Genomic DNA, 25,020 nt, shown 5'->3' on the forward strand with positions numbered 1-25,020 from the left:
TCATGTTCCGCGCAGCATTTGTCAAAGTGGGCTCAATGTCGCCGTCAGTCTCTGCAATAAACTGCTACGTCTTTGGCCTTCTGCGTGGATGGGCTGAGGTTTTTCTTTTATCAATTTCGGGCATCTGCTGTCTTGCCGTCAGACGTCAAACGTCAGAACCCATGCAGTTGGCGGGCCGGACAGAAAAATAGGATACTGTTTGGCCACGAAAAAACAGGCTCCGGCATTGGTTCCGCTCTCTATCAGACCGGATTTAAACCTGCATATGTTGCGCCCCGGGCGCAGGAAATTGTTTCCGCTTATGTTCTCGCCATCTGCGAACAGATGGGATCCGGGTGACAACAATCGCTTCTTGCAGGAAATGACGCGGCGCAATGCAAGCCTCGTGAATGCTCGCATTTGGCCGCCCCAGAATGAATTGACTCGCGCCACAACCGGCCCTTATCGTTTGCATACGAATGATATGCGCGGATCGAGGTGGGACTTCAGGGTGTCCATCGCCCGGCGCACACCGAAACCCTGCATTGCGATCAAGGGTAAGACCATTGACCGAAACGGCCCGCGCAAAACCTGAGAAGATCCGCTGCGATGCATGCCCTGTGTTGTGCTACATCGCGCCGGGCCGCTCGGGCGCGTGTGACCGCTATGCCAATCATGACGGCGCCCTTGTCCGGCTGGATCCCCTGACGATTATCGAAAACGCGATCGGGAATGGCGCCAGCGCGGTGCCGTTCATGAAGGGAACCGGTGGCAACGACTGGGACGGTGATATTGTGCAGGCAAACCGGCCATTCATCACCGCGGTCGGCGCCGGAACGACCTATCCCGATTACAAACCCGCGCCCTTCATCGTCAGCCAGACGGTCGAAGACGCCGATATGGTCACCGTCGTGACCGAGGGTATTTTCAGTTATTGCGGCGTGAAGGTGAAGATCGACACCGATCGTTTCATCGGCCACGAACGTGCCATCGTGCGCTGCCAGGATGAACCGGTTGGTCATGTCATGACCAGCGAATATGGCTCGAAAATGCTGTCGTTGGGCGGGGTCGAACATCTGACCGGCGGCACCAAGAAAGAGGGCCGCGTCACCTGCGACACGCTATTGAAACTCTGCAATTGCCAGGCCGTGGACCTGACCATCGACGAAGGCGCCAGCATTGTGGTGCAGGCCGGAAAAGCGCCCATCATCAACGGGGCTGAAGAACATTTGATGCGTGTGGGCTGTGGATCTGCCGCCATCGGCATGTTCGCATCCGCCTGGGCATCCCATGTGGACGAAGTGGTCGTCGTCGACGATCACATCACTGGCCTGTTGTCCGAACATCAGGCGGGCAAGCTGCTGGACGTTCCACCCACCGGGATCAAGATCAAGGGCCGCAGATCGACGCCGGGGCGCTATTTCCAGGTGGCCGAACCGGGCACAGGCTGGGGCGGCACAGACGTTGAAGACCCGCTGAGCATTCTGAAACCCGCCAACCCAGATGTGGCATGGCCGGGGCTGCGGCTGCTGATGGTGTCCACGACCGGAGAACAGCACGCCTATTTCGAGTTGGACGCCGAACTAAACCCCCAGCCAGCCGCCCTGCCCGCGGATTTGCGGGCCTCGGTCGATCTGATCGCCGAGAATTGCGAACCCTCGTTATGTTCGGTCCTGTTCATGGGGGGCGCGGGCGGTTCGCTGCGCGCCGGGGTGACCACGAACCCGGTCAAGCTGACCCGCTCGGTGAAAGACTCGCTGACGCATGTGTCCTGCGGTGGGGCCAACGCCTATGTCTGGCCTGGCGGCGGGATCACGGTGATCGCGGATGTGCTGGATATGCCGTCGAACTCCTTCGGCTATGTTCCGACCCCGGCGCTAGTCGCGCCGATCGAGTTCACCATGCGGATGACGGACTACGTGGCCCTTGGCGGCCATTCCGACAATGTCCGTCCAATCGAAGACGTCATCACCCGGGATGTTCGCCGCGTGGACCGGATAGACCCCGAAGCTGACCCCGTGGCCCGGCACAATTTCCGCTGGAAACCGGAAGGCTGAGATTGGAATGAACGGACCTGTCGCGGCATATCTGGATGGCGGGAAGCGGCTGCATTTGCAGCACGGCCCCATCGACCTGATCATCAGCGCAGATGCCGAAAGCCCGGAATTGCGGGACATTGCGTTCGCTGCCGCATCGGACTGTTTTGCGACCCTGCTTGACGGACTGGTCGCCGGGCTGGTCCGGCATCGGTGCGCACTTGCCCCCGACACAGCCCTGCCCGCTGATCCGGTTGCGCGCCGCATGTACATTGCCGCGCACCCCTTCTGCACCACCCATTTTCTGACCCCGATGATTGCTGTCGCCGGATCCGTGGCGGACGCCGTTCTGGCGGCAATGCTGCGGGCGGTTCCGCTGACCCGCGCCTATGTAAACAATGGCGGCGACATCGCCGTGCATCTTGGAACGGGTGCAGAATTTGCCATCGCCATGGCCGCGCCCAACGGGGCGGATCTGGGCCGCGTGCGGTTCGATGCCAAAAGCGGCATCGGCGGTATTGCCACCAGCGGGGCAATGGGGCGCAGCCTGTCGCTGGGGATCGCCGACAGTGTCACCGTGCTGGCCCGCGATGCGGCGACCGCAGATGTGGCGGCAACGCTGATTGCCAACGCGGTCGATCTGCCGGATCATCCCGGCGTGATCCGGCAAGCAGCCTCGGCACTGGACCCGGACAGTGATCTGGGTGACCGGCGCGTCGTGACCACCGTCCCGTCGCTGAACGCGGCCGAATGCGACCGCGCACTTGCTGCGGGTCGGGCCTGTGCTGCACAAATGCAAGACTCGGGCCTGGTTCTTGGCGCGGCACTGTTTTTACAAGGACAATCTGCGCTTGCCGGGACCGGCTTCTGCGAGCCTGGCCCCGCAAAGGAGGTCGCACATGCCTGAACTGGATATCCGCAAACGGATCCTGACAATCGAAGAGATTTTCCACGAGGGCGGCCCGGCCCCCGACACGCCGCGCCTGCGCGGAGCGATATTCACGGTGCTGACCAACCCCTTCGCCGGGCGTTATGAGCCGCAGATCCAAGGCTTCATGGAAGACCTCAAGCCCATGGGATATGACATGGCACAGCAGCTGGCCACAGCGCTTGGCGGGGCCGACAAGGTCGATGGCTACGGCAAAGCCTCATTGGTTGGCGCCGCCGGAGAGCTTGAGCACGGCGCCCTGTGGCACGCACCGGGCGGCTATGCCATGCGCGAGGTTCTGGGCGAAGCCAGGGCAATTGTCCCGTCGTCAAAGAAGGTCGGCGGGATCGGAGCGCGGCTGGACGTGCCAATCACCCATATCAACGCCTCCTATGTGCGCAGCCACTTCGATTCGATGGAAATCGGGCTAAGCGATGCGCCCCGCGCCGATGAATTGCTGTTTGCGCTGGTCATGACCAGCGGTCCGCGCATCCATTCCCGCTCGGGCGGGTTGGAAGCCAGCGACATCAAGGAAAAGGATGGATTGAGATGAGCGCCAAGATCAGGAAAATCGTGACCTGGGTTGAAGAAACCCACACCGAAATGGGCCGCCCGATTGCACCGCCAACGCGCAAGGCCGTCGCCGCCGCCGTGATCGAAAACCCCTTTGCCGGCCAATATGTTGAGGATCTGAGCGACCTGATGGACATCGGCGCCGAACTGGGCGGTCTGCTGGGCGCGCGGGCAGTGGCCGCACTTGGCATCGAACCGGCGCAGGCCGAAAGCTATGGCAAGGCGGCGATGGTCGGCGAAAATGGCGAATTAGAACACGCCGCCGCGATCCTGCACCCGAAACTGGGCGCGCCTTTGCGCAATGCAGTGGAAAAGGGTGCCGCGCTGGTGCCCTCGTCCAAGAAACGCGGCGGGCCGGGCCAGGATCTGGACGTCCCGCTTGGCCACAAGGATGCGGCCTATGTGCGGTCGCATTTCGACGGGGTCGAGGTTCGGCTGAACGATGCGCCGCGGGCGGGTGAAATACTTGTCGCCGTCGCGGTGACCGACAGCGGCCGCCCCCTGCCCCGCGTCGGCGGGCTGACCCATGCCGAGGCTGAAGGCAAGGACGGCCTGCGATAGGCGCACGGCGATCCGCAACGCCAAAGCCGCGCGGTCACCTTGATCCTGATCAAATCTTCTGGCGGCCCCCCATGCCAATATTGTCGGCATCAGCGGAGGGCTCCTATGGAAGATCTAGTCAGGCTTGGTCAGGAATTCGTGCAGGCGATGCGGAATGGGCGCGGCATCGTGCATGTCGACGACATATATGCCGAGAGCGCCGAATCCGTCGAAACCGTTGTGCCGCCCGGGCGCGATGTCCGCATTGCCAAGGGCCGCAGCGCGATCAAGGCGAAGCGGGCGGATTGGGTGGCCGCGCATGACATTCTAAAGCTTGAAGCCGACGGTCCCTTCGTGCACCCGCCCAACCGCTTCGCTGTGCGCTTCCAGGTCGAGGTGACGCAAAAGGCCACGGGTCGGCAGATGACCATGGGCGAAATCGCCGTCTACACGGTCGAAGATGGCAAGATCGTGCGCGAGGAATTCTTCATGTCGCCCAGATAGCCGGCGTTCATCGCACGCCGGAATGACATTTGCTGGCGGCCTTTGCATCAGCGCGCCCATTTCAGCCCGCTAGAAATGCCCGATAGTCATCGCAGACGGCGCGCGCCGCAGCCCCGAGCAACGCATGCCCGTGTTCCCCCTTTGCCAGTGCCGAATGTGACCCCACGCGTCCGTCCGGGAACTCCGCTTTGTGGCGATCGGGCGATCCATGATTGTCGCCCGCCCGCGCCTTCATTTCATCGGGCTCCAGCCTACGCGGCGGCGCGGCTGCAACGCCTGGCGCAACGGACCGGTACAGCGCTTGCGTTATCGAGATTTCGGACGGTGTGGCATGCATCCCTTCCCACCCGCCATAGAATTCCTGGCGCAGCAGGTTGACGGCATCAAAATCCCACCAGCTTCGGATCCTGACCCGGCTTTCACCAAGGGCGTCAGCGCTTCGCCGCATCGGGGCAATATTCGCACCATGTGCGTTCAACACATAGATCTTCGTGAATCCGTGATGCGCCAGACTGCCAAGAACCTCGGTGAAGATCGCTTCGAACAGGCTTTCGGGGATCGAAATGGTGCCCGGGAACCCCATGTTGAACGCAGCCGGGGTGTATCGCAAAGCCGGCGCGACAATCGAACCGGCCAATTCGGCGGCGCTGTCCGCAATCGCTTCGGCGCAGAGGCTGTCGGTGCCAATCAACCCCATCGGCCCGTGTTGCTCGGTTGATCCAACGGGCAGAATGATGCCTGCGCTGCGCGTCAGATAGGCCTCGACCTCGGGCCATGTCATGTGATCCAGCTTCATGGCACAGCCACAAAAAAGGGCCGCACGTTCTGCGCGGCCCTGTTCATACGTATCGCCAAACTCAGTTCAAAGACCCCAGGTGTCGCGGACACCGTCAAAGAAGCCCTGCGCCTGCTTCACCTTGATCCAGTTGTTCACATAATTGATCCAGACCTGATCATCCTGCGGCAACAACATCGCAATGGGCGACGGCGAACGCGGTTCGGTGTTGGCAACGCGCACCACCGGGAATTTGGTCACCAGCGTAGACCCTTCGATGTTCGACGTGATGAACACATCGGCGCGCCCGGCGATCACCTCCTGAAAGCCGCGTGCGGGGGCTTCGACCACCTTGATCTCGGCATTCGGGAACCACTCTTTCGCCAACCCCTCGAAGGTGGTGCCAAGCGTCGTAGCAACGGTCACACCCGGCTGGTTGATCGAGTCATATCCGTCGAAATCGCCCGCCTTGTCGGTATGGGTGAAGGGATAAATCTCGACCGCGATATAGCTTTCCGAGAATCCGGCAACCTTCATGCGCGGCGGCGAGATCGAGGCCGACCCGGTCATGTGGTACTGACCGGCCACCACGCCGTTCACCAGCGTTTTCCAATCCGTCGGCACAAACTCAACCTCGACGCCCAGATCGGCGGCAAGCTGCGTCATGACGTCGATGTCAAAACCCTTGTAACTGTTCGAGGCCGGGTCGCGAACCGACATCGGGTTCCAGTCGCCGGTTGTGCCAACCTTCAGTACGCCGCCGTCAAGTATATCGTTCAACGCCGACTGCGCCTGCGCCGTTGCCGTCATTGTCATCGCCACAGCCGCGGCTGCAGTCGCGGTCATAAGGTGTTTCATTCGTGATCTCCTGTGTGTTGCCATTGGATTTCGGCGCTTTCATATCAGATGCGTCTTGAACTAACGAACATTCCCCCGCTAACCTCAAGCAAATAAATCCCTGCGGGGACCATCCCCCGAAGGGAACGAACATGTCGCAATATGCGATCGAAATGGTCGATGTCGACAAATGGTTCGGAGAGTTTCAGGCCCTGAAAGGCGTCAACCTGACCGTATCTGCGGGCGAACGGGTGGTCGTCTGCGGGCCGTCCGGGTCAGGAAAATCAACCGTTGTGCGCTGTATTAACCAGTTGGAACAGCACCAATCCGGCACGATCCGGGTGAATGGAGTCGATGTCGGAAGTGATGCAGGATCAACCGCCGCAATCCGGGCCGAAGTGGGCATGGTCTTCCAACAATTCAACCTGTTCCCTCACCTAAGCGTGATGCAAAATCTGACGCTGGGGCCAATGAAAGCGCGCGGCTTGTCGCGCGCAGACGCCGAAGCCCGGGCGCAAAAATACCTTGCGCGTGTGCGCATCCCCGAACAGGCCGATAAACGCCCCGGTCAATTATCCGGTGGCCAGCAGCAGCGCGTGGCAATCGCACGCAGCCTGTGCATGGAACCCAAGGTCTTGCTGTTCGACGAACCAACCTCGGCACTGGACCCTGAAATGATCTCGGAAGTGCTGGACGTCATGGTCGAGCTTGCCGAAGAAGGCATGACCATGGTCGTCGTCACCCATGAAATGGGCTTCGCGCGGCGGGTTGCCGACAAAATGGTGTTCATGGACGCGGGCGAAATTGTCGAGGTCGGGCCGCCGCAGCAGTTTTTCGAGGCGCCGAAATCACAGCGCTGCCGCACCTTCCTTGGCCAGATATTGCAACATTAGGGGCGTGTGATGATCCGTATCCTGGCACTGCTGTCGTCTCTGCTCTTGCTGGCGGGCTGTTCGTCTTCGTCGACCTGGGGCTGGTACGTCATCAACCCGTTGACCCCGCAGGGCTGGGTCAACGTCAAATTCCTGATCAACGGCATGGGCAACACGATCCTGATCTCGTTGATTGCCGCTGTCATTTCGATCGCCCTGGGCCTGATCGTCGCCCTGCCCGCCCTTGCTGAGCGTCGCTGGCTGCGGATCATCAACCGGATCTACGTGGAATTCGTCCGCTCGATCCCACTGCTGCCAATGCTGTTCTGGGTGTTCTACGGCCTGCCGATCATCTTCAAGTCCATCGGCCTTGATATCCCGATCGAGCCATTCTGGGGCGCAATCATCACGCTGGCCATCTCGGACAGTGCCTTCACGGCCGAGATTTTTCGCGGCGGAATCCAATCCATCGCACGCGGCCAGACCGAGGCCGCGCAGACCGTCGGCCTGAACTACATTCAGACGATGCGCTATGTGATCATGCCCCAGGCGATCCGCCGCATCCTGCCGCCACTGGCCAACCAGTTCATCTATATCGTGAAGATGAGCGCCTTCGCCTCGGTCATCGGCATGCAGGAACTGACGCGCCGCGCGAACGAGTTGGTGGTCACCGAATATCGCCCGCTGGAAATCTATTCACTGCTGATTGTTGAATACCTTGTTCTGGTGCTGATCATCAGTGCGGGCGTCCGCTGGTTGGAACGGCGCATGGGTTCGGACGAAAGGGGACGCTGATGAACTGGGAAGCCTTCATCGATGACACCGTGGCCAATATCACCACGCTGTCGTCCGAAATCCCCGATACCGCCGCCGCGTTCAACCGTATGGGGGCAGCGGCCAAGAAACCCGGCGCGCTTGACGAAAAGACCAAGGAAATCATGGCCCTTGGCATCGCAATCGCCACCCGCTGCGACAGTTGCATCGGCTTTCACGTCAAATCGCTGATCCGCCTGGGCACCACCCGGGCCGAACTTTGCGAGGCTTTGGCGATGGCAACCTATATGGGCGGCGGCCCCTCTTTTGCGTTTTCGGCCAAGGCGTTACGAGCGTTTGACACGTTCAGCGCCAAGGGCTGACGACTGACGCCACAAGGCGTTGCACCCGAAAGATGCGCGGGATCGCGCGCCGGATCCGCCTGCAAACACAGCTTCGCGGTGACTGCATCGCACCACATTTTCCCATGCTTACCAAATTGTAAACTTGCGGACGACCGCAGGTAAGGTCGCCCCCCTACTTCTGTGTCATCGCAAGGCAAAACAGCCTTCATCAACACAGAGAAAAGGAAAACGACATGAACAAGAAACTTATCGCAGGCGCCGCACTGACAGGTCTGGTTCTGACGGGTGGGATCACCGGAATGGTCTCGGCACAGACAGCGGCCAGCGCGACGGGGCTAAGCGAAGCGCAGATCGTCGAGATTGCCCTGCTGGAAGTCCCCGGCGAAGTGACCGAGGTTGAGCAGGAGAACGAGGACGGCAAACAGATCTTCGAAGTCGAAATCCTGACGGCCGAGGGCGTCGAGATGGAGGTCGAAATCGCGGCAGACACCGGCGAGATCCTGGAAGTCAGCGCTGACGGCGAAGATGATGACGATGATGACGATGATGATGACGAGGGCTGCGAAAAAGACGGCGGCCACGACACCTGATCCAATCGGTTTTCGTCGACGGAAAAATCACGATAGGCTGCCAGACATGGTGGCCTATCTTCGTTGCCCCTGCTGAAACAAGGACCGTGATGCGCATTCTGCTTCTGGAAGACGATGGCCAGCTTGGGCCCTGGATCGCAAACGGCCTGCGTGAAGAAGGCCATGTTGTCGATCATTTCGAGAACGGCAAGGATGCCCTGATGGCGGCCATGGGGCAGGAATTCGACCTGCTGATACTCGACCGGATGGTGCCCGATCTGGATGGTCTGGCGGTTCTGAAGTCGCTGCGCGCCTCGCGCGATACAACCCCGGCGCTGTTCCTCAGCGCTTTGGGCGAAGTGGATTCGCGCATTGAAGGGTTTGACGCGGGTGGCGACGATTATCTGACGAAACCCTTCGCATTTGCGGAACTGTCGGCCCGTGTCGGCGCATTGGGGCGCAGGCGTGACGCCGGCGACACCCGACAAGCCAATGACACCACGCTGCGCCATGGCGACCTGTCGCTGGACCTGCTGGCGCGGCGCTGCCAGCGCGGTGGGCAGACCATTGATCTGATGGCCAAAGAATTCAAACTACTTGAGTATTTCATGCGCCGTCCCGGTCGGCTGGTGACGCGCACGATGCTGCTCGAACAGGTCTGGGACATGAGCTTTGATCCCACCACCAGCGTGGTCGAGACCCACATCAGCCGCCTGCGCGCCAAGATCGACAAACCGTTTGAAACGGCGATGCTGCGAACCCGCCGGGGTGAGGGCTATGTTTTTGGTGCCTAGCATAACTGCCAGACTGGGCTGGCTGCGCCGCTCATCCTCGTTGCGGCTTTCGCTGTTGCTGTCGGCGATATTCGCGGTGGGCTTTGCCGTTGCGATCTATGTCGCGTTGACGCTTGGGCAGCGGGCGATTGAACGGCGGGTCGATACAACGCTGGGCGCGCTTGCGCAGGCCGCAATCGTCGATGACAGGCGTGAAGACAGTGCGGCGATGATCCTGCGCAGACGGGATGATCTGGCCGGGCTGCCCGCGCCATTTGCGCGCGCGGTCGCGCGCGGGGGAGGCACAATATACCTTGATGATGATCTGATGCGCTCCGAAAGGTGGCGCGTTTCCGTCGCGCAGGATGCGCGCGGCACGCCAGTGATGGTCGCCGTTCCCCTGGATGACAGTGAACGGGCGCAGGAACTGCTGTCAGAAATCCTCTGGACCACAGCGGCCATCGTGATCGCAGGAACGCTGGCCATTGGGCTGGGGGCAGGCCTGTTGGCGCAACGCCGGCTGGCGCGGATCAACGATACCCTCGGCAGGCTGGCGATGGGCGATCTGACGGCACGGACCAGCACCAGCCGAACGCGCGACGATCTGGATGACATCGCCGCCCAACTTGATCTGACTGCGGCCGAGCTTGAGCGCCTCGTGACCCAGACCCGCCATCTGAGCGCTAGCATCGCCCATGATCTCCGCACCCCACTGGCCCGATTGCGCGCGCAGCTTGAAGGGGTGCCGGAGGGTGCGGAACGCGATGCGGCCCTGGACGAAGCCGCCCGGCTGTCCGACATTTTCGACACGATCATGCGGGTCGCACGGATCGAAGCGCAGCATGGCCGCGACGGGTTCAAGGCGGTCCCGCTGGACGCACTTGCCAGCGACCTTGGCGAAACGTTCGGCCCTGTTGTGGAAGATGGCGGCAAGACGCTGGACCTGAACATCGGTCCCTGCGCCACCATTCAGGGCGATCAGGGCATGCTTGTTCAGGCGCTGGCAAACCTCATCCAGAACGCGATCGTGCACGGTGGTCAGCGGATCACACTGTTTGCCCACGGGCGGACCATTGGCGTTTCGGACGATGGCGCGGGCGTGGACCCGTCGCAGTTCGCCGAGATCATCAAACCGATGGTGCGCCTTGATACGGCGCGCACGACGCAGGGGTCGGGGCTGGGCCTGGCGCTGGTCAAAGCGGTGGCCGACCGGCACGGCGCGCGCCTGATCCTGGATCGGCAAGACCCTCAGGGGCTGAGTGTCGCACTGGAGTTTGCACAATTGTAAACTTCGCTTCAGGCGACCGTATATCCCGCACTCCATATCAGGATCATCGAAACAACAGATGATACAGGAGACCCCAAAATGTACACGCTGATCGAAATGTCCGTTTCTGCCATATGCGGCATCGTGCTGTTTGCCGCCGCCTGCGCCATGGTCGGACTTGGATTTGCCGTCATCGGCATGCTGGCACTGGCCACCCTTGTCGCCATTGGTGTGGCCGTACTGATTGCGCCATTCGCGGCGCGCTTTCACACCGGTCCCGACGACACCATGGACGTTGAAACGTGATCTGCCCCCGCCTTCGCCAGCCTCGCTGTGAAAACGCTAACAATCGCCGGGCAAGGCCGACCACTCATCTGTGCATGGCGATCAGCCTGTGGATTTCAGGATGAACCGACAATCGCTGCCGGTCGCGCAGAGCTCGCCTGAATTCGGAGGGTGTCACATCAAACTGCGACCGGAACGTGCGCGAAAACGCCGCAGGATATGAAAACCCGCAGGTGGTGGCGACGTCGTTGATCGTGTGTTCTTCGTAAAACAGATAGTTGCGCGCCACCTGCAACCTGATGCGCAGATAAAGACGCATCGGCGATACGTGAAACTTGTCCGCGCTCATCCGCGCCAGGCTGCGTTTGGAGGCTTTCAAAGCCTCGGCCAATTCCGCAAACTGTCCTTCCCCCCTAAAACTGGGCCACTACATTGGTCTTGAGAGGGGAATATGTAATGGCACGGAAACGGCATTCGGACGAAGATGTATTGAAGCTGCTGCGTGAGATTGAGCTGAAGCTGACGGGAGGAAGTGACGTTGCATCGGCGTGTCGTAGCGTCGGCATCAGCGATGCGACATATTACAACTGGCGGAAACGGTTTGGTGGTATGGGACGGTCGCAGTTGTCGGAGATGCGCAGCCTGGAAAAGGAGAATGGGCGTCTCAAGAAGATCGTCGCTGAGCTTGAATTGGACAAGCTGATCCTCAAAGAAAGCCTGAACTACTTAAAGCCCAGGGCCTGACGACTGGGGAGCTCCGTCAGGCCGTTATTCATACGCGCCAAAAGCTCGCGACCTCGGAGCGGAGGACCTGCCGGGTCGTCGGTATGGCGCGAAGCTCTCTGCAATATCGACCCGCGCCAAAAGACGATGATGCTCTACGGCTCGCTTTGATCCGCCTGGCCAAGCAATATGGGCGCTACGGCTATCGTAAAGTTTCGGAACTCCTGCGCATCGAGGGCTGGCGGGTCAATCATAAGAAGGTTGAGCGTCTCTGGCAGGAAGAAGGACTGCAACTCCCGCAGCGGCACAGGAAGCGCAGACGGCTTTATCACAAGGACAGCTCGATCATTCGCCTCAGGCCGACGCATCCGAACCACATCTGGAGCATCGACTTCGTTCACGACAAGCTCAGCAATGGCCGGAGCTACAAGATGCTGACCGTTCTGGATGAGTACACCCGGCAGGCCCTGGCCGTGGAAGTTCGCAGCAGGATGGGCGCCGAAGATGTTCTGGAGGCGCTATATCCGCTGCTCCTCTGCCATGGCACGCCGGAGTATATCCGCTCCGACAACGGCCCAGAGTTCGTAGCCAAGGCGATGCAGGAGTGGTTGGTTCGCGTTGGTGTTCGACCAATTAGAATCTATCCGGGGTCCCCTTGGGAAAACGGATACAACGAGAGGTTCAACGGCACTCTCCGGCACGAGATCCTCAACGCTGAATGGTTCACAACAACGAAACAGGCACAGATCGTCATCAATCATTGGCTTAAGCAGTACAACCACACACGTCCGCACCAGGCTCTGAACATGCGACCACCAATGCCAGAAACTCTAATCAGAAATGGCCCAGAACTTGGGGGCTAGACAAGGTTACCATGAAATGATTGCATGTCGAGTCGTTTTAAAATCAGCGTAGCGTTCAACCCGGTTTGACAGGCGAAAATCGCGACAGTTTCTCAGTCTGGGCAGCAAAACGCGACGCCGTCCTCAGGCGGCTGCGCCACCACCCACAGCCCTGCCACTTACGCACCATGCGGGTCATCGATCCGCGGCCAGATATCGCGATCCAGGTGCTGATAGGGGTTGGTCTCGGGGTCATTCGGATAAGGGCCGCTGACGGCCGCATACAGAATCTCGGGCGCGACGCGCGAAAACGCATCATGGAAATGGTTGGTCGATTTCACGACCAGAATTTTCTTTGCCGCCGGATCAATCCCGAAGTTGGAAAACACATCCGGGTTGAACACCTGGCTGCGGACCGAGTTCAGGATAACATCAATGCCACCGATGCGGATCCAAGCGGCATCGCCCAGCGGAACGACGCTTTCGCCAAAGGATTGCACCGCACCGCGCATGACGCGCACAACCTCGACCACGGCATCAATCGGCGCGCCGCCGTCAGGCGACATCTTGGCCCCGAAACGCAACATCAGTTGCGCACCCTCGCCCGCAGAAAAACAAGTGCGCACCGCAATCGGATCCCAAATCGAGGCGAGCGCGGCATCGCTCAGCCCTATGTCCATCATATGGCGCAGGATCGTCGTGGAATCGCCCGGCACACCGCCCCCCGGATTATCCCAGACATCGGCAATCACAACCGGGCCTTTTGCGGCGGCGTTCGCGTATTTCAATGCGGCCTCCGGAGTCTGGAACTCGGGCCGGGTGGTGCCGCGCAGGGCGAACAGGTCCAGACCCAACGCCCGCGCCAGCCGGTCGCCCGCCGCCTGATCGTCATCCGTTATGACAATCAGCCGCGAACCCATTGCCGGCACGTCGCCTGCCATGAAGCCGTGAATGACCGAGATCGACAGAACGCCCCCTGCCCCCTCCATCGCCTTGATCCGGTCCACAAAGCCGCGCATCGGCTGGCGGCTGGTCGGGAAAATCTCGATCATACGGCAATCAAATGTGCTGATCTTCGGAGTGATCTTTCCGATCGAGGTGCGATGCACCAGATCAACCAGATCCTCGGCTGTGGTCACGAAATCGGTGTGCGGGAATTCCTTGAACACGGTCAGAACGTCGGCATTGTTCACGCGGGCCTCGGTCAGGTGGCTGTGCGGATCAAAACTCGCGCCGACAACCACATCGGGGCCGACGGTTGCGCGAACCTTTGCCAGCAACTCGCCTTCGCAATCCAGGCAATCCTGCGCCACCATCGCCCCGTGCAGACCCAGCAGAACAATATCGACGGGCATCGCGGCGCGCAGTTCAGACAGAAGCTGGTCGCGCAGAAACTCCCATGTTTTCTGGTTCACCATGCCGCCGGGTTCCGCCCAACTGGCCGTGCCTTCGATGATTTGCCAGTTGAGCTCCGCCGCCCGTGCCCGCGCGGCCGGATACACCGCACTGCACAGGGTTGGCGTGACCGGATGATGCCCGGCAGGGGCGTAAAAACTGTCGCGGAAATCCTGCAAATCCGTTCGCAGCGGCGAAAACGTGTTGGTTTCCGTCGCAATGGACCCAATGAAAACGCGCTTGGCCGCCGCCATCACGCCGCCCCCGCCCGCTGGGCCACACGAGGGATCGCCGACAGAAGTTTGCGCGTATAGGCGTGGGCCGGATCTTCGAATATCTGCATCTTCGTTCCGACCTCGACAATCTTTCCGGCCAGCATCACCGCCACCCTATCGCTGATATGGCGCACAACGCCCAGATCGTGACTGATGAACAGCATCGCCACCCCGCTGTCGCGTTGCAGCCGCTTGATCAGGTTCAGCACCTGCGCCTGGATCGAGACATCGAGCGCCGAAACAGCCTCATCCGCGATTACCAGTTTGGGTTTCAGGATCATCACGCGGGCGATCCCGATCCGCTGGCGTTGCCCGCCCGAGAATTCATGCGGATGGCGCGACATCACCTTCGGGTCCATGCCCACCAGTTCCAGCGTTTCGGCGATCATCCTGTTGGCGTCCGCCCAGGACGATGCAAGGCCGTGGATGAACAAAGTCTCTCCCAATGTCTGGGCAATCGTCAATCGCGGGTTGAGGCTGGCAAACGGGTCCTGAAAGATCATCTGGATATCCCGGCGCAGCGGGCGGAACGCGCCGGGGCTGAGGTCCAAAATCTCGCGCCCCTCGAACAAGGCCGAGCCTGAAGTGGATTTTTCCAGCCGTGTCAGCGTCCGCCCCACGGTGGACTTTCCGCAGCCGCTTTCCCCGACAAGGCTGAGGACCTCACCCGGTGCGATATCGAACGAAATGCCGTCCACCGCGCGGATCACCTTTTTCACAGCACGCAGCCCCGGCTGGCGGGTGGTGAAATGGGTGCACAGATCGCGCACCTGCAGCAAGGGATCACTCATGTCACGACCTTTTCGGCAAAGTGGCATTCGACCCGGTGCGCGGGCGCGATCTGCTGCGGTTCGGGCGCGGTTTGCGAACACAGATCGGTTGCCAGCGGACAACGCGGATGAAACGCGCAGCCGGTCAGCTGTTCGTCAATCGTCGGCACCCGGCCCGGGATCGCCTCGAGCCACTCAACATCGTGGTCCACCACCGGGATCGAGTTCAGAAGACCCCGCGTATAAGGATGCGCGAGGCGGGCAAACAACTCGGCCGTCGGCGCAGCCTCGGCCACGCGGCCCCGGTACATGACCGAGACCTTGTCGCAGGTTTCCGCGATCACCCCCAGATCGTGGCTGATCAGAACAATCGCCGTACCCATGCGCTTTTGCAGATCGGCCATCAGGTCCAGAACCTCTTTTTGAACGGTCACATCCAGCGCGGTCGTCGGTTCATCCGCGATCAGCAGCTTTGGATCACAGGACAGCGCCATGGCGATCATCACCCGCTGCCGCTGGCCACCCGACATCTGGTGCGGGAAACTGTCCACCCGCTGGCCCGGGTCCGGGATGCGCACCAGGTCGAGCAATTCCACCGCCCGGTCCCGCGCCGCCCGCTTGGACAGATCACGATGCTGGTGCAGATTCTCGACGATCTGATCGCCGACCCGGTAGACGGGGTTCAGGCTGGTCATCGGTTCCTGAAAGATCATCGCCATCCGGTTGCCCATGATGGCGCGGCGTTCCTTGGGCGACAATGCGCCAAGATCCATCCCGTCGAACCGGATCGATCCGCCGGTGATCCGCACCGCCGTCCCGTCCAGCAGCCCCATGATCGCCAGCGAGGTCAGGCTTTTGCCGCACCCGCTTTCGCCGACAATGCCCAACGTCTCGTCCGCGTCCACGCTGAACGAAACACCCTGCACCACGGGCAACAAAACACGGCCCTTGGCCACGGCGATCTGAAGATCTTCAACATCCAGCAAAGCCATGATCAGACCCCCGCAATATCGTCTTTGAACCGCGGGTCGATGGCATCGCGCATGGCGTCCCCAACAAGGTTCATGGAAAAGACCGACAGGATGATCAGCACGCCGGGATAGATCAGCAGCCAGGGCGCGCGGGTGACATAGATGCGTTCCTCCGACAGCATGTTGCCCCAACTGGCAACCTCAGCCGGCAGGCCCAGCCCCAGGAAATCAAGCGCGGCGGCCTGAAGTTGCGCGAAAGCGAAAATGAAGCTCGCCTGTACCAGAAGCGGAGAGATTAGGTTCGGCAAGATATGCCGGAACAGGATCGAGCCGTGGCCCGCGCCTGAACAGATGGCCGCATCAACGAAAACCTCTCCCTTCAGTTTCAGCGTCATACCGAACAGGATGCGCGCGGTAGTGGTGGCATAGACGATGCCGATCACCAGCACGGTGTTGACGACGCTACGCTCCAACAGGGTGATCAGGACCAGCGCCAGCAACAGCGCCGGGAAGGCCATCAGCACGTCGATGCCGCGCATCAGGACTGCCCCCAGTCGCGGGAAATAGGCCGACAGCATGCCAATCAACCCGCCGGTCAGCAGCGCCACGATCACGCTGCCAGCGCCGATCACCACGGTCATCCGCGCGCCATAGATCGCGCGGGAAAACGTATCGCGTCCGAAGTGGTCCGTGCCGAAGAGGTACGGCAGACCGGGTTCGGACAGGCGCGCGACGGGGTCAATCTCATACGGGTCAAACGGGGCCAGCAGCGGCGCGAAGATCGCAGCCAGCGCGACAAGGCACAGCCAGATGAGCCCGATGGTGGCCAGCTTGCGGCCTCCGAAAGTGCTGCGGATATACGTTGCGAGTTTCATTTCAACGACACCCTCGGGTCCAGCCGTGCATAGGCCAGATCGACCGCCAGATTGATCAGCGTGTAAAGCACGACAATCACCAGAATGACGCCCTGAATGACGGGATAATCGCGCCGCAGGATCGACTGGACGACGAGCCGCCCGATCCCGGGCAGGGAAAAGACCGTTTCAGTCACCACAGCCTCGGACACCAGCGCCGCAAAAGTGAAACCGAAGGCGGCGGCGACGGCGATCAGCGCGTTGCGGAAGATATGGCGCACAGCCACCGTGGCCGGGTGCAACCCCTTGGCACGGGCTGTGCGCACATGATCTTCGCGCGCGACATCCAGCATCGAGGCACGCACCAGCCGCACGATCAATGCCGCATTCGGGGCAGCCAGCGTCAGGCTGGGCAGCAGAAGGTATCGCAAGTTGGTCACGCCGCCCTCATCCGCCAGCGACGGAAAGCCCGAGCTTGGGAACCAGCCCAGCCAGACCGAGAATATCAGGATCAGATACAGACCCAGCCAGAATGTCGGAACCGAAGCAAACAGCATCGCGCCACCGGACGTGACCTGATCGACCCAACGCCCCTGATAGCTTGCCGAAAGAACCCCGATTGGAATGCCGAACACAACAATCCACACCATCGTCATCGTCGCCAGCAGGATCGAGGTTTCGGCCCCGCGACCGATGACGGTCAGCACAGGTTCGCCGAAAAACACCGAGTTGCCGAAATCGCCCTGCAACACATTGCTCAGCCACAGGGCATATTGAACCGGCAGCGGCTGATCAAAACCCATCTCGGCGGATAGGGCGGCGATCTCCTCGGGTGTTGCACTGTCGCCCAGCAGGATCGCGGCAGGGTCGCCGGGGATCAGGTGGATGAACAAAAACACCAGGATCGAAGCCGCCAGCAACGTCGGGATCAATGTCAGCAGGCGTTTTGCCGTGTAGACAAGCATGGCATTTCCGATGTGCGCGGGGTGGATTTGGTGGCCCCGCCGCAGGGTGCGGCGAGGCCCGAGAGAACGCTTATTTGCTGACGTTCCAGAAGTGCGGCCAGATCAGAGTGGCCTCGCCCAGACCTTTCAACGCCGGAGAGGCGATGTTGTAAGTATAGACGTCGCCGGTCTTCATCGTCGGCACCTGGTCATAGATCAGCGCCTGAATCTCGGACCAGATCGCCTTACGCTCCTCAGGGTCCGAGGACGCGGTGAAACGATCCTTCAGCGCGGCCTTTTCCGGCGTCGTCCACCAGCCGGGATAGCTGTCGTTCATCACCGAAATCAGGATCGGATCGGGCACGAAACCATGGTGGGTGAAGAACAGGTCCCACTGATCGGGCTGTGCGCGCTTTTCGATCAGCGTCGCCCAGTCATAGACCTGCAGGTCGATGTTGAACCCGGCCTGCGCCAACTGCTTGGTATAGACAATCGCGCTGTCATAGTGGAACGGATAGTTGGTCGAGACCATGAACTTGATCGGCTGACCATCATACCCGGCCTCAGCCGCCATCGACTTGGCCTTTTCAGCGGCGCCCATCGAGAAATTGTCGGCACCGGAATCCGTGTACCAGGTATTGCCTTCGGGCAGGAATGAGCCGATTGTGTTGAAAAACTCCGTTTTAGGGCCTGAACGATGATTTTTCTTTCCATGCAGCCCGATCCTAAATTTTTGGCGCGGGGGTCGGCCCAAATCGCCTACATGCGCTCACGCGCAGCCATGCGCTGTCTCGTGGTCAAAGCTTTCCGACTATTTCGCTTCATAGGTTTTCGCAAGAAATCCGCGACGCTCTGATTTCGGAGTTTTTCAACACAATCGGCCATTGGCACGCCACAGTCCTTCGGGACCAATCGCCACCTGCAAGGCCGGAACCTTGTCGATTGCGGTCTGAATCGCACGACGCAGGGCAAAGTTTTCCTGCAACGGACCGTCCTTGGAGTTCATGAACACCAGACCAAAGATCGGGCCACCGTTCAGGATCGTGGTAACGCCCGCGTCCGCGTCCAGATCTGCGAACAGATCGCCGGGGATGCTTTCGGCGTAATCATAATCGCCGGCACGAATGCCTGCGACACGGGTGCCAACGTCAGGCACCGGATAGAACTCCAATGCGTCGAATTCGGCCACACGCGCGCCGCCATACCCGTCAGCCGCACCATCGGGCGAGGCATAGTCGTCAAAACGGGTCAGTGTGATCTTGCGGTTCGGATCCCAACTCTCGAATTTGTAGGGGCCGGTGCCGATGTAATTATCTGTCGAAATCGGCTCTTTCGTGGCGCCCTCCATGACCGAGGCCGGATAGATCGCCGGGCCACCGTTGATGAAGGCCATCAGGTTTTTCCAGGGGCCGAACGGCTGGGTCAGCTTGATCGTGACCTCATAATCGCCGGTCGCCTCGACGCTGTCGACATTGGCAAAGATCAGCCCGCCGCGCGATCCGAATTCGCCCCAGCGGTTCAGCGAGGCGACCACGTCGGCCGACGTCATGTCCTGCCCGTTGTGAAACTTCACCCCTTCGCGCAGCGAAATCACGATGGTCTTGCCATCGTTGGAAACCGTATCGCCCGACGCCAGCAAAGGCACCGGCGCGTTCGAGGCATCGAATGTATATAGCCCCTCGAACATATGATGCGCGATGGTCGTCGCCAGATCCGAGGTGATGACCTGCTGGTCAAGGCTGGGCGGTTCACCCACTGTTGCATAGCGCAACGTTCCTTCGGCATAGGCCGCACCGGCAAGGGCGGCAAACACCCCCGCCGTCACAGCCGACCGCAATAGATTCTTCAGCTTCATGACGATATCCTCCACTGTCATATCGCGCGCAGGCAGCACGCATTGATGTAAGTAAATTACAAATTGACCGGATATGTCAATTTTATTTTGCCGATCTTCCGCAAATATGCGATGAATATGAAACTTACTTACGCAATCAGGAGTCACCATGATCACCGAACCAACTGGAATCACTCGATTTGAAACCGCCGATCTTGCCGCCGGGGGCACGCCAAGGCCCTTTGCCAAGGCCGTGCGCGCAGGCGACTTTGTCTATGTTTCGGGCCAGGTTCCCACGGTTGCGGGCGAAGTTGTCAGCGGGGGAATCATCGCCCAGACCGAAGCGGTCATGGCCAATATCATTGACGTGTTGCGCATGGCGGATTGCGGACTTGAACATGTCGTCAAAGTCAGCGTCTGGCTGGATGATCCGCGAGATTTCACCAGTTTCAACTCGGTCTTCGAAAAACACTTCCTGGCGCACCCGCCTGCGCGTTCGACCGTGCAATCGGCCCTGATGATCGACGCCAAGGTCGAAATGGATGTAATAGCCTACAAACCTGTCTGAACGATTGCGACTGCGCTGATGGAAAAAATCATCGACCTGATCTCGACCATGCGGGCGCTTGAGGACGGATTGCCCAAGCGCGAACAGCAAGTCGCGGCGGTGGTGCTGGGCAATCTGGAACAGACCGCCTTCATGTCCCAGCAAGAGATTGCGCAAGCCGCCGATGTCTCGGTCGCGACGGTCAACCGTTTCTGCGTCAGCCTGGGGTGCGAAGGGTTCCGCGACTTCAAGATCCGGCTTGCCCAAAGTGTGGCCGTCAGCCTGCAGTATCTGGACAGCAACGCCGCCGACACTTCGCAATCCGGCCAGCTTGTCACGCAGGTGTTCGGCACGCTGGTGGAAACGCTGGTCATCGCGCGCACCCAACTGGAAGGCCAGCCGATCGAGGCGGCAATTGATCGCCTGACCACCGCAAGGCGCATCGTGTTTCTGGGCGTCGGCGGCGGCTCGGCCAATGTCGCCCGCGAGGGCGCGAACCGCTTCTTCCGCCTTGGCATCCCGTCCGAGGCATGCTCGGACGGCTACCTGCAACGCATGGTCGCCTCAACCCTCAGCAAGGGCGATCTGATCTTCGCGATCTCTTCCAGCGGACAACCTGCCGAACTGCTGGACAGCGTGGCAATCGCGAAACAATACGGGGCCGGAACCCTCAGCCTGACGCGCACCGGGTCCGATCTGGCATCCCTGTGCGACACCTCGATCCAGATCGACCTGCCCGAGGATCAGGACATCTACAAACCCTCGGCATCGCGGCTGGTCTACACAGCGGTGATCGATGTCCTGGCGGCGGGCGCCGCACGCAAACGGCCCGATGAGGTCCGCGAGAACCTGCGCCGGATCCGAACTTCTCTGCTGCCCTTGTCCAAAGACGCCGGGCCGAAACCGATTGGCGATTGATCGGTCTTTGGCGTCAGGCCCTAACCTTCGGCCAACAGCACCGGCCCGATCCCGGCCAACCCGACGGTCACCTTGCTGCCAACATCCAGCGGCGCGTCCACATCTTCGCTGACCGCGAACAACGTCGCAAACGGTGCCGTCAGCGTGTATTCCATGCGGCTGCCGACATATGTCGCTTTTTCAACCTCCATCGCCAACCCTTCGGATGCGCCCAGAACCAGACGCGTCGGCCGCACCGCCAGTTGCGCCGCGCCAACCGGCAATCCGCGCGCGGGCAGATTGTGGCGAAAGCCCGCGATTTCTATCGTGGCGACATCACCGTTCAGCGATACGATCTCGCAAGGGATGATATTCGCCTCTCCGATGAAATCGGCCACAAACCGGTCTGCCGGGGCATCATAAAGGTCGCGAGGGCTGCCGATCTGCGCGATCGCCGCATTGCGCATCACCACGATTTCGTCTGAAACGGCCAGCGCTTCTTCCTGATCATGGGTCACGTAAACCACCGTCAGGCCGAGGTTTTGCTGAATATCGCGGATATCTTCGCGCACTTGTCGGCGCAGCTTGGCATCAAGGTTTGAAAGCGGTTCATCGAACAGCAGAACCTGCGGTTCCAGCACCAGCGCGCGAGCCACGGCGACCCGCTGTTGCTGCCCGCCCGACAGTTCGGATGGCAGGCGGTCGCCATACCCCTTCAGCCCCACCAGATCGAGGCCCTGTCGCGCCCGATCCCGCGTTTCGGATTTGTCAAAACCTGAAAACCCAAGCCCGTAGGAGACGTTTTCCATCACACTCATATGCGGAAACAGCGCGTAGGACTGAAACACCATCGACACGTCCCTATCGGTCGCAGGCAGAACCGTCACATCCCGGTCGCCGATAAAGATCGCGCCCTTGGTCGCCATCTCTAACCCCGCGATCATCCGCAGCGTTGTCGTCTTGCCGCAGCCCGATGGCCCCAACAAGGTGACCAGCTTGCCCGCCTCGATCTCTAGATTGATGTCGTCCACGGCAACGACATCCTTGCCGTAGACCTTGGTCACATTGCGAAAGCTGACCGGCGCCGCCTTGGAGTTGATTTTCATCGGTTCTTCCCCTCAGACATTCGTTCGTGACTGGCTCATCCGGCGGCCAATCTCGGTCCGGCCCACGATCAGCTGCATCGCGCCAACGGCGGCCAGCATCACGAAGATCAGCGTGGTGGAATAGGCGATAGCAAGGCCATAGTCGTTATTTTCAACCCGCCCGATAATGTAACTGGTTGCCATGTCGTATTCTGCCGAAACCAGGAAAATCACCGCCGAAATCGCGGTCATCGCGCGCACGAAACTGTAGACCAGCGCGGCAAGGATCGCCGGGCGCAGCAGCGGCAGGATGATCCGCCGAAACGTCTGCCAGGAATTCGCGCCCAGCGTCAGGCTGCTTTCATCCAGGGACTTATCAAGCTGGGACATACTGGCGATCCCGGCGCGCACGCCGACCGGCATGTTGCGGAAGATGAAGCTGACGACAAGGATGATGCCGGTGCCGGTAATCTCGATCAGGGGGACGTTGAAGGCCAGGATATAGCTGACGCCAATGACAGTACCGGGGATCGCAAAGGACAGCATGGTGCCGAACTCAAAGGCGTTCTTTCCGGCAAATGTCTGCCGCGTCAGCAGATAGGCGGTGATCAGGCCGACAATCGCGGTCAGCGGGGCGGCAATCGCGGCGATCTTCAGCGTCGTCCAGAAGCTGTTCCAGGCCGCGCCTGACCAGCGGATGCCCGCATCCTCGATCCGGAAGGAAAACGCCGTGACATAATGCTTGAACGTCAGGGTATTGTTGACGCCCCAAAGCTCGACCACCGAACCGTAGAAGATCATGGCATAGACCAGCACGGTGAAGCCCGCCCAGATCATCGCCAGCGCCAGAACCGGGATCGACAGGGCGCGCGGCATATGCGGATGCACGCCGCTATAGCCCTTACCCGAAACGGTCGTGTAATTTTTCTTGCCCAGCCAGAACCGCTGCGCATAAAACGCGCCCAGCGTAAAGCACAGCAGCACCATGGCCAGCACGGCGGCCTTGCCCTGGTCATATTGCGCGCCGACGATGGCAAAGAAAATCTCGGTACTCAGCACGTCGAAATTACCGCCCAACACCAGCGGATTGCCGAAATCGGCCATGCTTTCGATGAAGCCCAGCAGGAAAGCGTTGGCCAGGCCCGGGCGCATCAGCGGCAGGCTGACGGTTTTGAATACCTGCCATTTGCTGGCCCGCAGGGTCTGCGCCGCTTCCTCCATTGAGGGCGAGACACCTTCGACCACGCCAATCAGGACCAGGAAGGCGATGGGCGTGAAGGCCAGCGTTTGCGCGATCAGGATGCCGGGCAACCCATATAGCCAGCGCGTCGGCTGAACGCCGAAGACGTCCGGATACTGTTGAAGAAGTCGATGTTTTGGTCGGCGCGTTGTTGAGCGAGAGGCGGCCGCGCGCCGTTTTCTTTCACGTTGGCACTGTTGCTGGCACCAACTTCGCCAGTTTCCGGAGGTTTTGAGCTGTTGCTGCGAGTTGGAACTGTTCGGTTGCGCCTTTGGGTCCTCGAAGCCGCATCATCTGCACGCCGATGTATCGTTTCAGGTGGGCAAAGAGCATTTCAACCTTCCGCCTTTGGATGAACGACGTCATGTAGGCATCTGTTTTTCGGATATCGCGAGCGACGTCTCGGGCGGCTTCGTGAACGGACCGCATAAGGCGTCTGCCGTCGTCCTTCGGACAGCATTGCGACTTCAGAGGGCATGCGTCGCAATCGTGCTTTGAGGCTCGGTATCTGATGAACCCGTCTTTGCTGCCATTGGGCTTTCGCGGTTTTGAGAAGTTCCGCCGATATGTTTGCAAGGCTTTGCCGGTCGGGCAAGTATAGCTGTCGGTCGCCGGGTCGTAGACAAAGTCTTCGCGTGAGAATGTGCCGTCAGTTCGTTTTGACTTATCCCAGACCGGAATGTGGGGTTCGATTTGACGTTCGTCCACAAGCCAGCCCAACATCTCGGCTGATCCGTAACCCGTATCACCCACAAGCTTGTCAGGTTTGATGCCAAACCGCTCATGTACACGATCGATCATCTCCCTTGCTGCCCGCGCCTCTGCAGGCCGGATCGGAGCCGTCGGCTCGACGTCCACGATGACTGCATTATCCAAATCGACCATATAGTTAGTGGAATAGGCAAAGTAGGCGGCTCCCCCGTCAGCCCCAGTCCAACGCGCTGCTGGATCAGCCGGTGAGATGTATTTGGGGACGACCTTGGTCGCAGCACCGAAGGCCACATCATCCAGCGTCTCGAGATATTCGTCGACGGCACGGGACGTCAGATCTGCTGGCAGTCCGTCTTTGCTTTCAACGCCGCGCGTCTGGTTTGCATTCGCGGGGATCAGACTGGCATCAACACCAAAGCTGTGGCCGCCAACCAGCCCCTCATCCATGCAGCGCTGCAAAACGACCTCGAACAAATGTCGGAACAAACCGCTCTCGCGGAAACGGCCATGCCGGTTCTTAGAGAATGTCGAATGGTCGGGCACTGGATCAGCCAAATCAAGCTTACAAAACCAACGATACGCCAGATTGACATGAACCTCTTCGCAAAGCCGTCGCTCGGAACGGATGCCCTGACAATAGCCCAACAACAGCATGCGGATCATCAGTTCAGGATCAATCGAAGGGCGGCCATTGGCACTGTAGTATGAAGCGAGCAAGGGGCGCACACCTGTCAGATCAAGGAAGCGATCAATTCCCCGGACGGGATGATCCTTCGGCACAAAACTCTCGATCGAGAACTCATAGAACAGCGCGCCTTGCGCAACTTGCCTTGGACCCATCATCGCCGAACCCTCCACCCTCAAAACAAGTGAATC

Annotated in this window: 28 protein-coding genes and 1 pseudogene; 16 read left to right on the top strand and 13 right to left on the bottom strand. The window is 60.2% G+C overall.

Features of this window, described 5'->3' with window-relative positions:
* The first annotated feature begins 545 nt into the window (after nt 1–545).
* The 5 genes from GKR99_13835 to GKR99_13855 all read left to right on the top strand — a co-directional run bounded on the left by GKR99_13835 (nt 546) and on the right by GKR99_13855 (nt 4,560).
* A complete protein-coding gene (locus GKR99_13835) occupies nt 546–2,036 on the top strand; it encodes a 6-hydroxynicotinate reductase (GenBank protein NKB28565.1) in 1,491 nt (496 codons plus the stop codon).
* Between the two features lie 7 nt (nt 2,037–2,043).
* A complete protein-coding gene (locus GKR99_13840; GenBank protein NKB28566.1) occupies nt 2,044–2,922 on the top strand; it encodes a UPF0280 family protein in 879 nt (292 codons plus the stop codon).
* The gene (locus GKR99_13845; GenBank protein ID NKB28567.1) at nt 2,915–3,496 is read left to right on the top strand and encodes an amino acid synthesis family protein; all 582 of its coding nucleotides are present in this window, start codon (nt 2,915–2,917) and stop codon (nt 3,494–3,496) included. Before GKR99_13840 ends, GKR99_13845 begins: the two co-directional genes overlap by 8 nt.
* A complete protein-coding gene (locus GKR99_13850; GenBank protein NKB28568.1) occupies nt 3,493–4,077 on the top strand; it encodes an amino acid synthesis family protein in 585 nt (194 codons plus the stop codon). The genes GKR99_13845 and GKR99_13850 overlap by 4 nt, the downstream gene beginning before the upstream one ends.
* A 105-nt stretch (nt 4,078–4,182) precedes the next feature.
* Nucleotides 4,183–4,560: a nuclear transport factor 2 family protein gene (locus tag GKR99_13855; protein ID NKB28569.1), complete on the top strand. Its 378-nt coding sequence runs from the start codon at nt 4,183–4,185 to the stop codon at nt 4,558–4,560.
* Between the two features lie 61 nt (nt 4,561–4,621).
* On the opposite strand, the gene GKR99_13860 is transcribed toward GKR99_13855, so the two are convergent.
* On the bottom strand, nt 4,622–5,356 hold the full coding sequence (locus GKR99_13860) for a creatininase family protein (protein ID NKB28570.1): 735 nt from the start codon (nt 5,354–5,356) through the stop codon (nt 4,622–4,624).
* 66 nt (nt 5,357–5,422) lie between these two features.
* Complete coding sequence (locus tag GKR99_13865; GenBank protein ID NKB28571.1) at nt 5,423–6,193, bottom strand: transporter substrate-binding domain-containing protein; 771 nt, start codon at nt 6,191–6,193, stop codon at nt 5,423–5,425.
* A 131-nt stretch (nt 6,194–6,324) separates the two neighbouring features.
* Here GKR99_13865 and GKR99_13870 point away from each other — a divergent pair, with 131 nt between their 5' ends.
* The 7 genes from GKR99_13870 (at nt 6,325) to GKR99_13900 (ending at nt 11,077) form a co-directional block, all read left to right on the top strand.
* On the top strand, nt 6,325–7,065 hold the full coding sequence (locus GKR99_13870) for an ATP-binding cassette domain-containing protein (protein ID NKB28572.1): 741 nt from the start codon (nt 6,325–6,327) through the stop codon (nt 7,063–7,065).
* Nucleotides 7,066–7,074: 9 nt separating this feature from the next.
* Nucleotides 7,075–7,839, top strand: a complete 765-nt coding sequence (locus GKR99_13875) for an ABC transporter permease subunit (protein NKB28573.1) — start codon at nt 7,075–7,077, stop codon at nt 7,837–7,839.
* Entirely contained in the window at nt 7,839–8,180 is a 342-nt protein-coding gene (locus GKR99_13880) for a carboxymuconolactone decarboxylase family protein (GenBank protein ID NKB28574.1), read from the top strand. The genes GKR99_13875 and GKR99_13880 overlap by 1 nt, the downstream gene beginning before the upstream one ends.
* A 215-nt stretch (nt 8,181–8,395) precedes the next feature.
* A complete protein-coding gene (locus tag GKR99_13885) occupies nt 8,396–8,752 on the top strand; it encodes a peptidase (protein NKB28575.1) in 357 nt (118 codons plus the stop codon).
* 89 nt (nt 8,753–8,841) lie between these two features.
* Nucleotides 8,842–9,525 (top strand): response regulator, encoded by a 684-nt coding sequence (locus tag GKR99_13890; protein NKB28576.1) that lies wholly within the window; start codon nt 8,842–8,844, stop codon nt 9,523–9,525.
* Complete coding sequence (locus tag GKR99_13895) at nt 9,509–10,792, top strand: sensor histidine kinase (protein NKB28577.1); 1,284 nt, start codon at nt 9,509–9,511, stop codon at nt 10,790–10,792. The genes GKR99_13890 and GKR99_13895 overlap by 17 nt, the downstream gene beginning before the upstream one ends.
* A 78-nt stretch (nt 10,793–10,870) precedes the next feature.
* Nucleotides 10,871–11,077: a hypothetical protein gene (locus tag GKR99_13900; GenBank protein ID NKB28578.1), complete on the top strand. Its 207-nt coding sequence runs from the start codon at nt 10,871–10,873 to the stop codon at nt 11,075–11,077.
* Between the two features lie 64 nt (nt 11,078–11,141).
* Here GKR99_13900 and GKR99_13905 read toward each other — a convergent pair whose 3' ends face one another.
* Nucleotides 11,142–11,447, bottom strand: a complete 306-nt coding sequence (locus tag GKR99_13905; protein ID NKB28579.1) for a helix-turn-helix domain-containing protein — start codon at nt 11,445–11,447, stop codon at nt 11,142–11,144.
* Nucleotides 11,448–11,512: 65 nt separating this feature from the next.
* Between GKR99_13905 and GKR99_13910 the strand changes: the two genes are divergently transcribed.
* Both GKR99_13910 and GKR99_13915 read left to right on the top strand, forming a co-directional pair.
* Nucleotides 11,513–11,800 carry a transposase gene (locus tag GKR99_13910; protein NKB28580.1) on the top strand — a complete coding sequence of 96 codons (288 nt, stop codon included), beginning with the start codon at nt 11,513–11,515 and terminating at the stop codon, nt 11,798–11,800.
* Nucleotides 11,746–12,642, top strand: a complete 897-nt coding sequence (locus GKR99_13915) for an IS3 family transposase (GenBank protein ID NKB28581.1) — start codon at nt 11,746–11,748, stop codon at nt 12,640–12,642. Before GKR99_13910 ends, GKR99_13915 begins: the two co-directional genes overlap by 55 nt.
* Before the next feature lie 158 nt (nt 12,643–12,800).
* On the opposite strand, the gene GKR99_13920 is transcribed toward GKR99_13915, so the two are convergent.
* From GKR99_13920 to GKR99_13950, 7 genes are all read right to left on the bottom strand, one after another.
* Nucleotides 12,801–14,270, bottom strand: coding sequence for a microcystin LR degradation protein MlrC-like protein (locus GKR99_13920; GenBank protein ID NKB28582.1), 1,470 nt, complete (start codon nt 14,268–14,270; stop codon nt 12,801–12,803).
* Nucleotides 14,270–15,109, bottom strand: a complete 840-nt coding sequence (locus GKR99_13925; GenBank protein NKB28583.1) for an ATP-binding cassette domain-containing protein — start codon at nt 15,107–15,109, stop codon at nt 14,270–14,272. Before GKR99_13925 ends, GKR99_13920 begins: the two co-directional genes overlap by 1 nt.
* Nucleotides 15,079–16,053: an ATP-binding cassette domain-containing protein gene (locus GKR99_13930; protein ID NKB28584.1), complete on the bottom strand. Its 975-nt coding sequence runs from the start codon at nt 16,051–16,053 to the stop codon at nt 15,079–15,081. The genes GKR99_13925 and GKR99_13930 overlap by 31 nt, the downstream gene beginning before the upstream one ends.
* A 2-nt stretch (nt 16,054–16,055) precedes the next feature.
* On the bottom strand, nt 16,056–16,907 hold the full coding sequence (locus GKR99_13935; protein ID NKB28585.1) for an ABC transporter permease subunit: 852 nt from the start codon (nt 16,905–16,907) through the stop codon (nt 16,056–16,058).
* Entirely contained in the window at nt 16,904–17,851 is a 948-nt protein-coding gene (locus GKR99_13940; protein NKB28586.1) for an ABC transporter permease subunit, read from the bottom strand. Before GKR99_13940 ends, GKR99_13935 begins: the two co-directional genes overlap by 4 nt.
* A gap of 70 nt (nt 17,852–17,921) precedes the next feature.
* Nucleotides 17,922–18,584, bottom strand: coding sequence for a hypothetical protein (locus tag GKR99_13945; protein NKB28587.1), 663 nt, complete (start codon nt 18,582–18,584; stop codon nt 17,922–17,924).
* 114 nt (nt 18,585–18,698) lie between these two features.
* Nucleotides 18,699–19,835, bottom strand: a complete 1,137-nt coding sequence (locus GKR99_13950) for a hypothetical protein (protein NKB28588.1) — start codon at nt 19,833–19,835, stop codon at nt 18,699–18,701.
* On the opposite strand from GKR99_13950, the gene GKR99_13955 reads away from it, so the two are divergent.
* Nucleotides 19,834–20,232 carry a RidA family protein gene (locus GKR99_13955; GenBank protein NKB28589.1) on the top strand — a complete coding sequence of 133 codons (399 nt, stop codon included), beginning with the start codon at nt 19,834–19,836 and terminating at the stop codon, nt 20,230–20,232. The genes GKR99_13950 and GKR99_13955 overlap by 2 nt on opposite strands.
* Nucleotides 20,233–20,250: 18 nt before the next feature.
* Nucleotides 20,251–21,129, top strand: coding sequence for an SIS domain-containing protein (locus GKR99_13960; protein NKB28590.1), 879 nt, complete (start codon nt 20,251–20,253; stop codon nt 21,127–21,129).
* A gap of 20 nt (nt 21,130–21,149) precedes the next feature.
* Here GKR99_13960 and GKR99_13965 read toward each other — a convergent pair whose 3' ends face one another.
* The 3 genes and pseudogenes from GKR99_13965 to GKR99_13975 form a co-directional block, all read right to left on the bottom strand.
* Nucleotides 21,150–22,214: an ATP-binding cassette domain-containing protein gene (locus GKR99_13965; protein ID NKB28591.1), complete on the bottom strand. Its 1,065-nt coding sequence runs from the start codon at nt 22,212–22,214 to the stop codon at nt 21,150–21,152.
* A 12-nt stretch (nt 22,215–22,226) separates the two neighbouring features.
* Nucleotides 22,227–23,543, bottom strand: a pseudogene (locus tag GKR99_13970) (ABC transporter permease subunit).
* A gap of 73 nt (nt 23,544–23,616) precedes the next feature.
* On the bottom strand, nt 23,617–24,987 hold the full coding sequence (locus GKR99_13975) for a transposase (protein NKB28592.1): 1,371 nt from the start codon (nt 24,985–24,987) through the stop codon (nt 23,617–23,619).
* Nucleotides 24,988–25,020 lie beyond the last annotated feature (33 nt).

The organism is Paracoccaceae bacterium (genome assembly GCA_012103375.1).
Taxonomy (GTDB): domain Bacteria; phylum Pseudomonadota; class Alphaproteobacteria; order Rhodobacterales; family Rhodobacteraceae; genus WLWX01.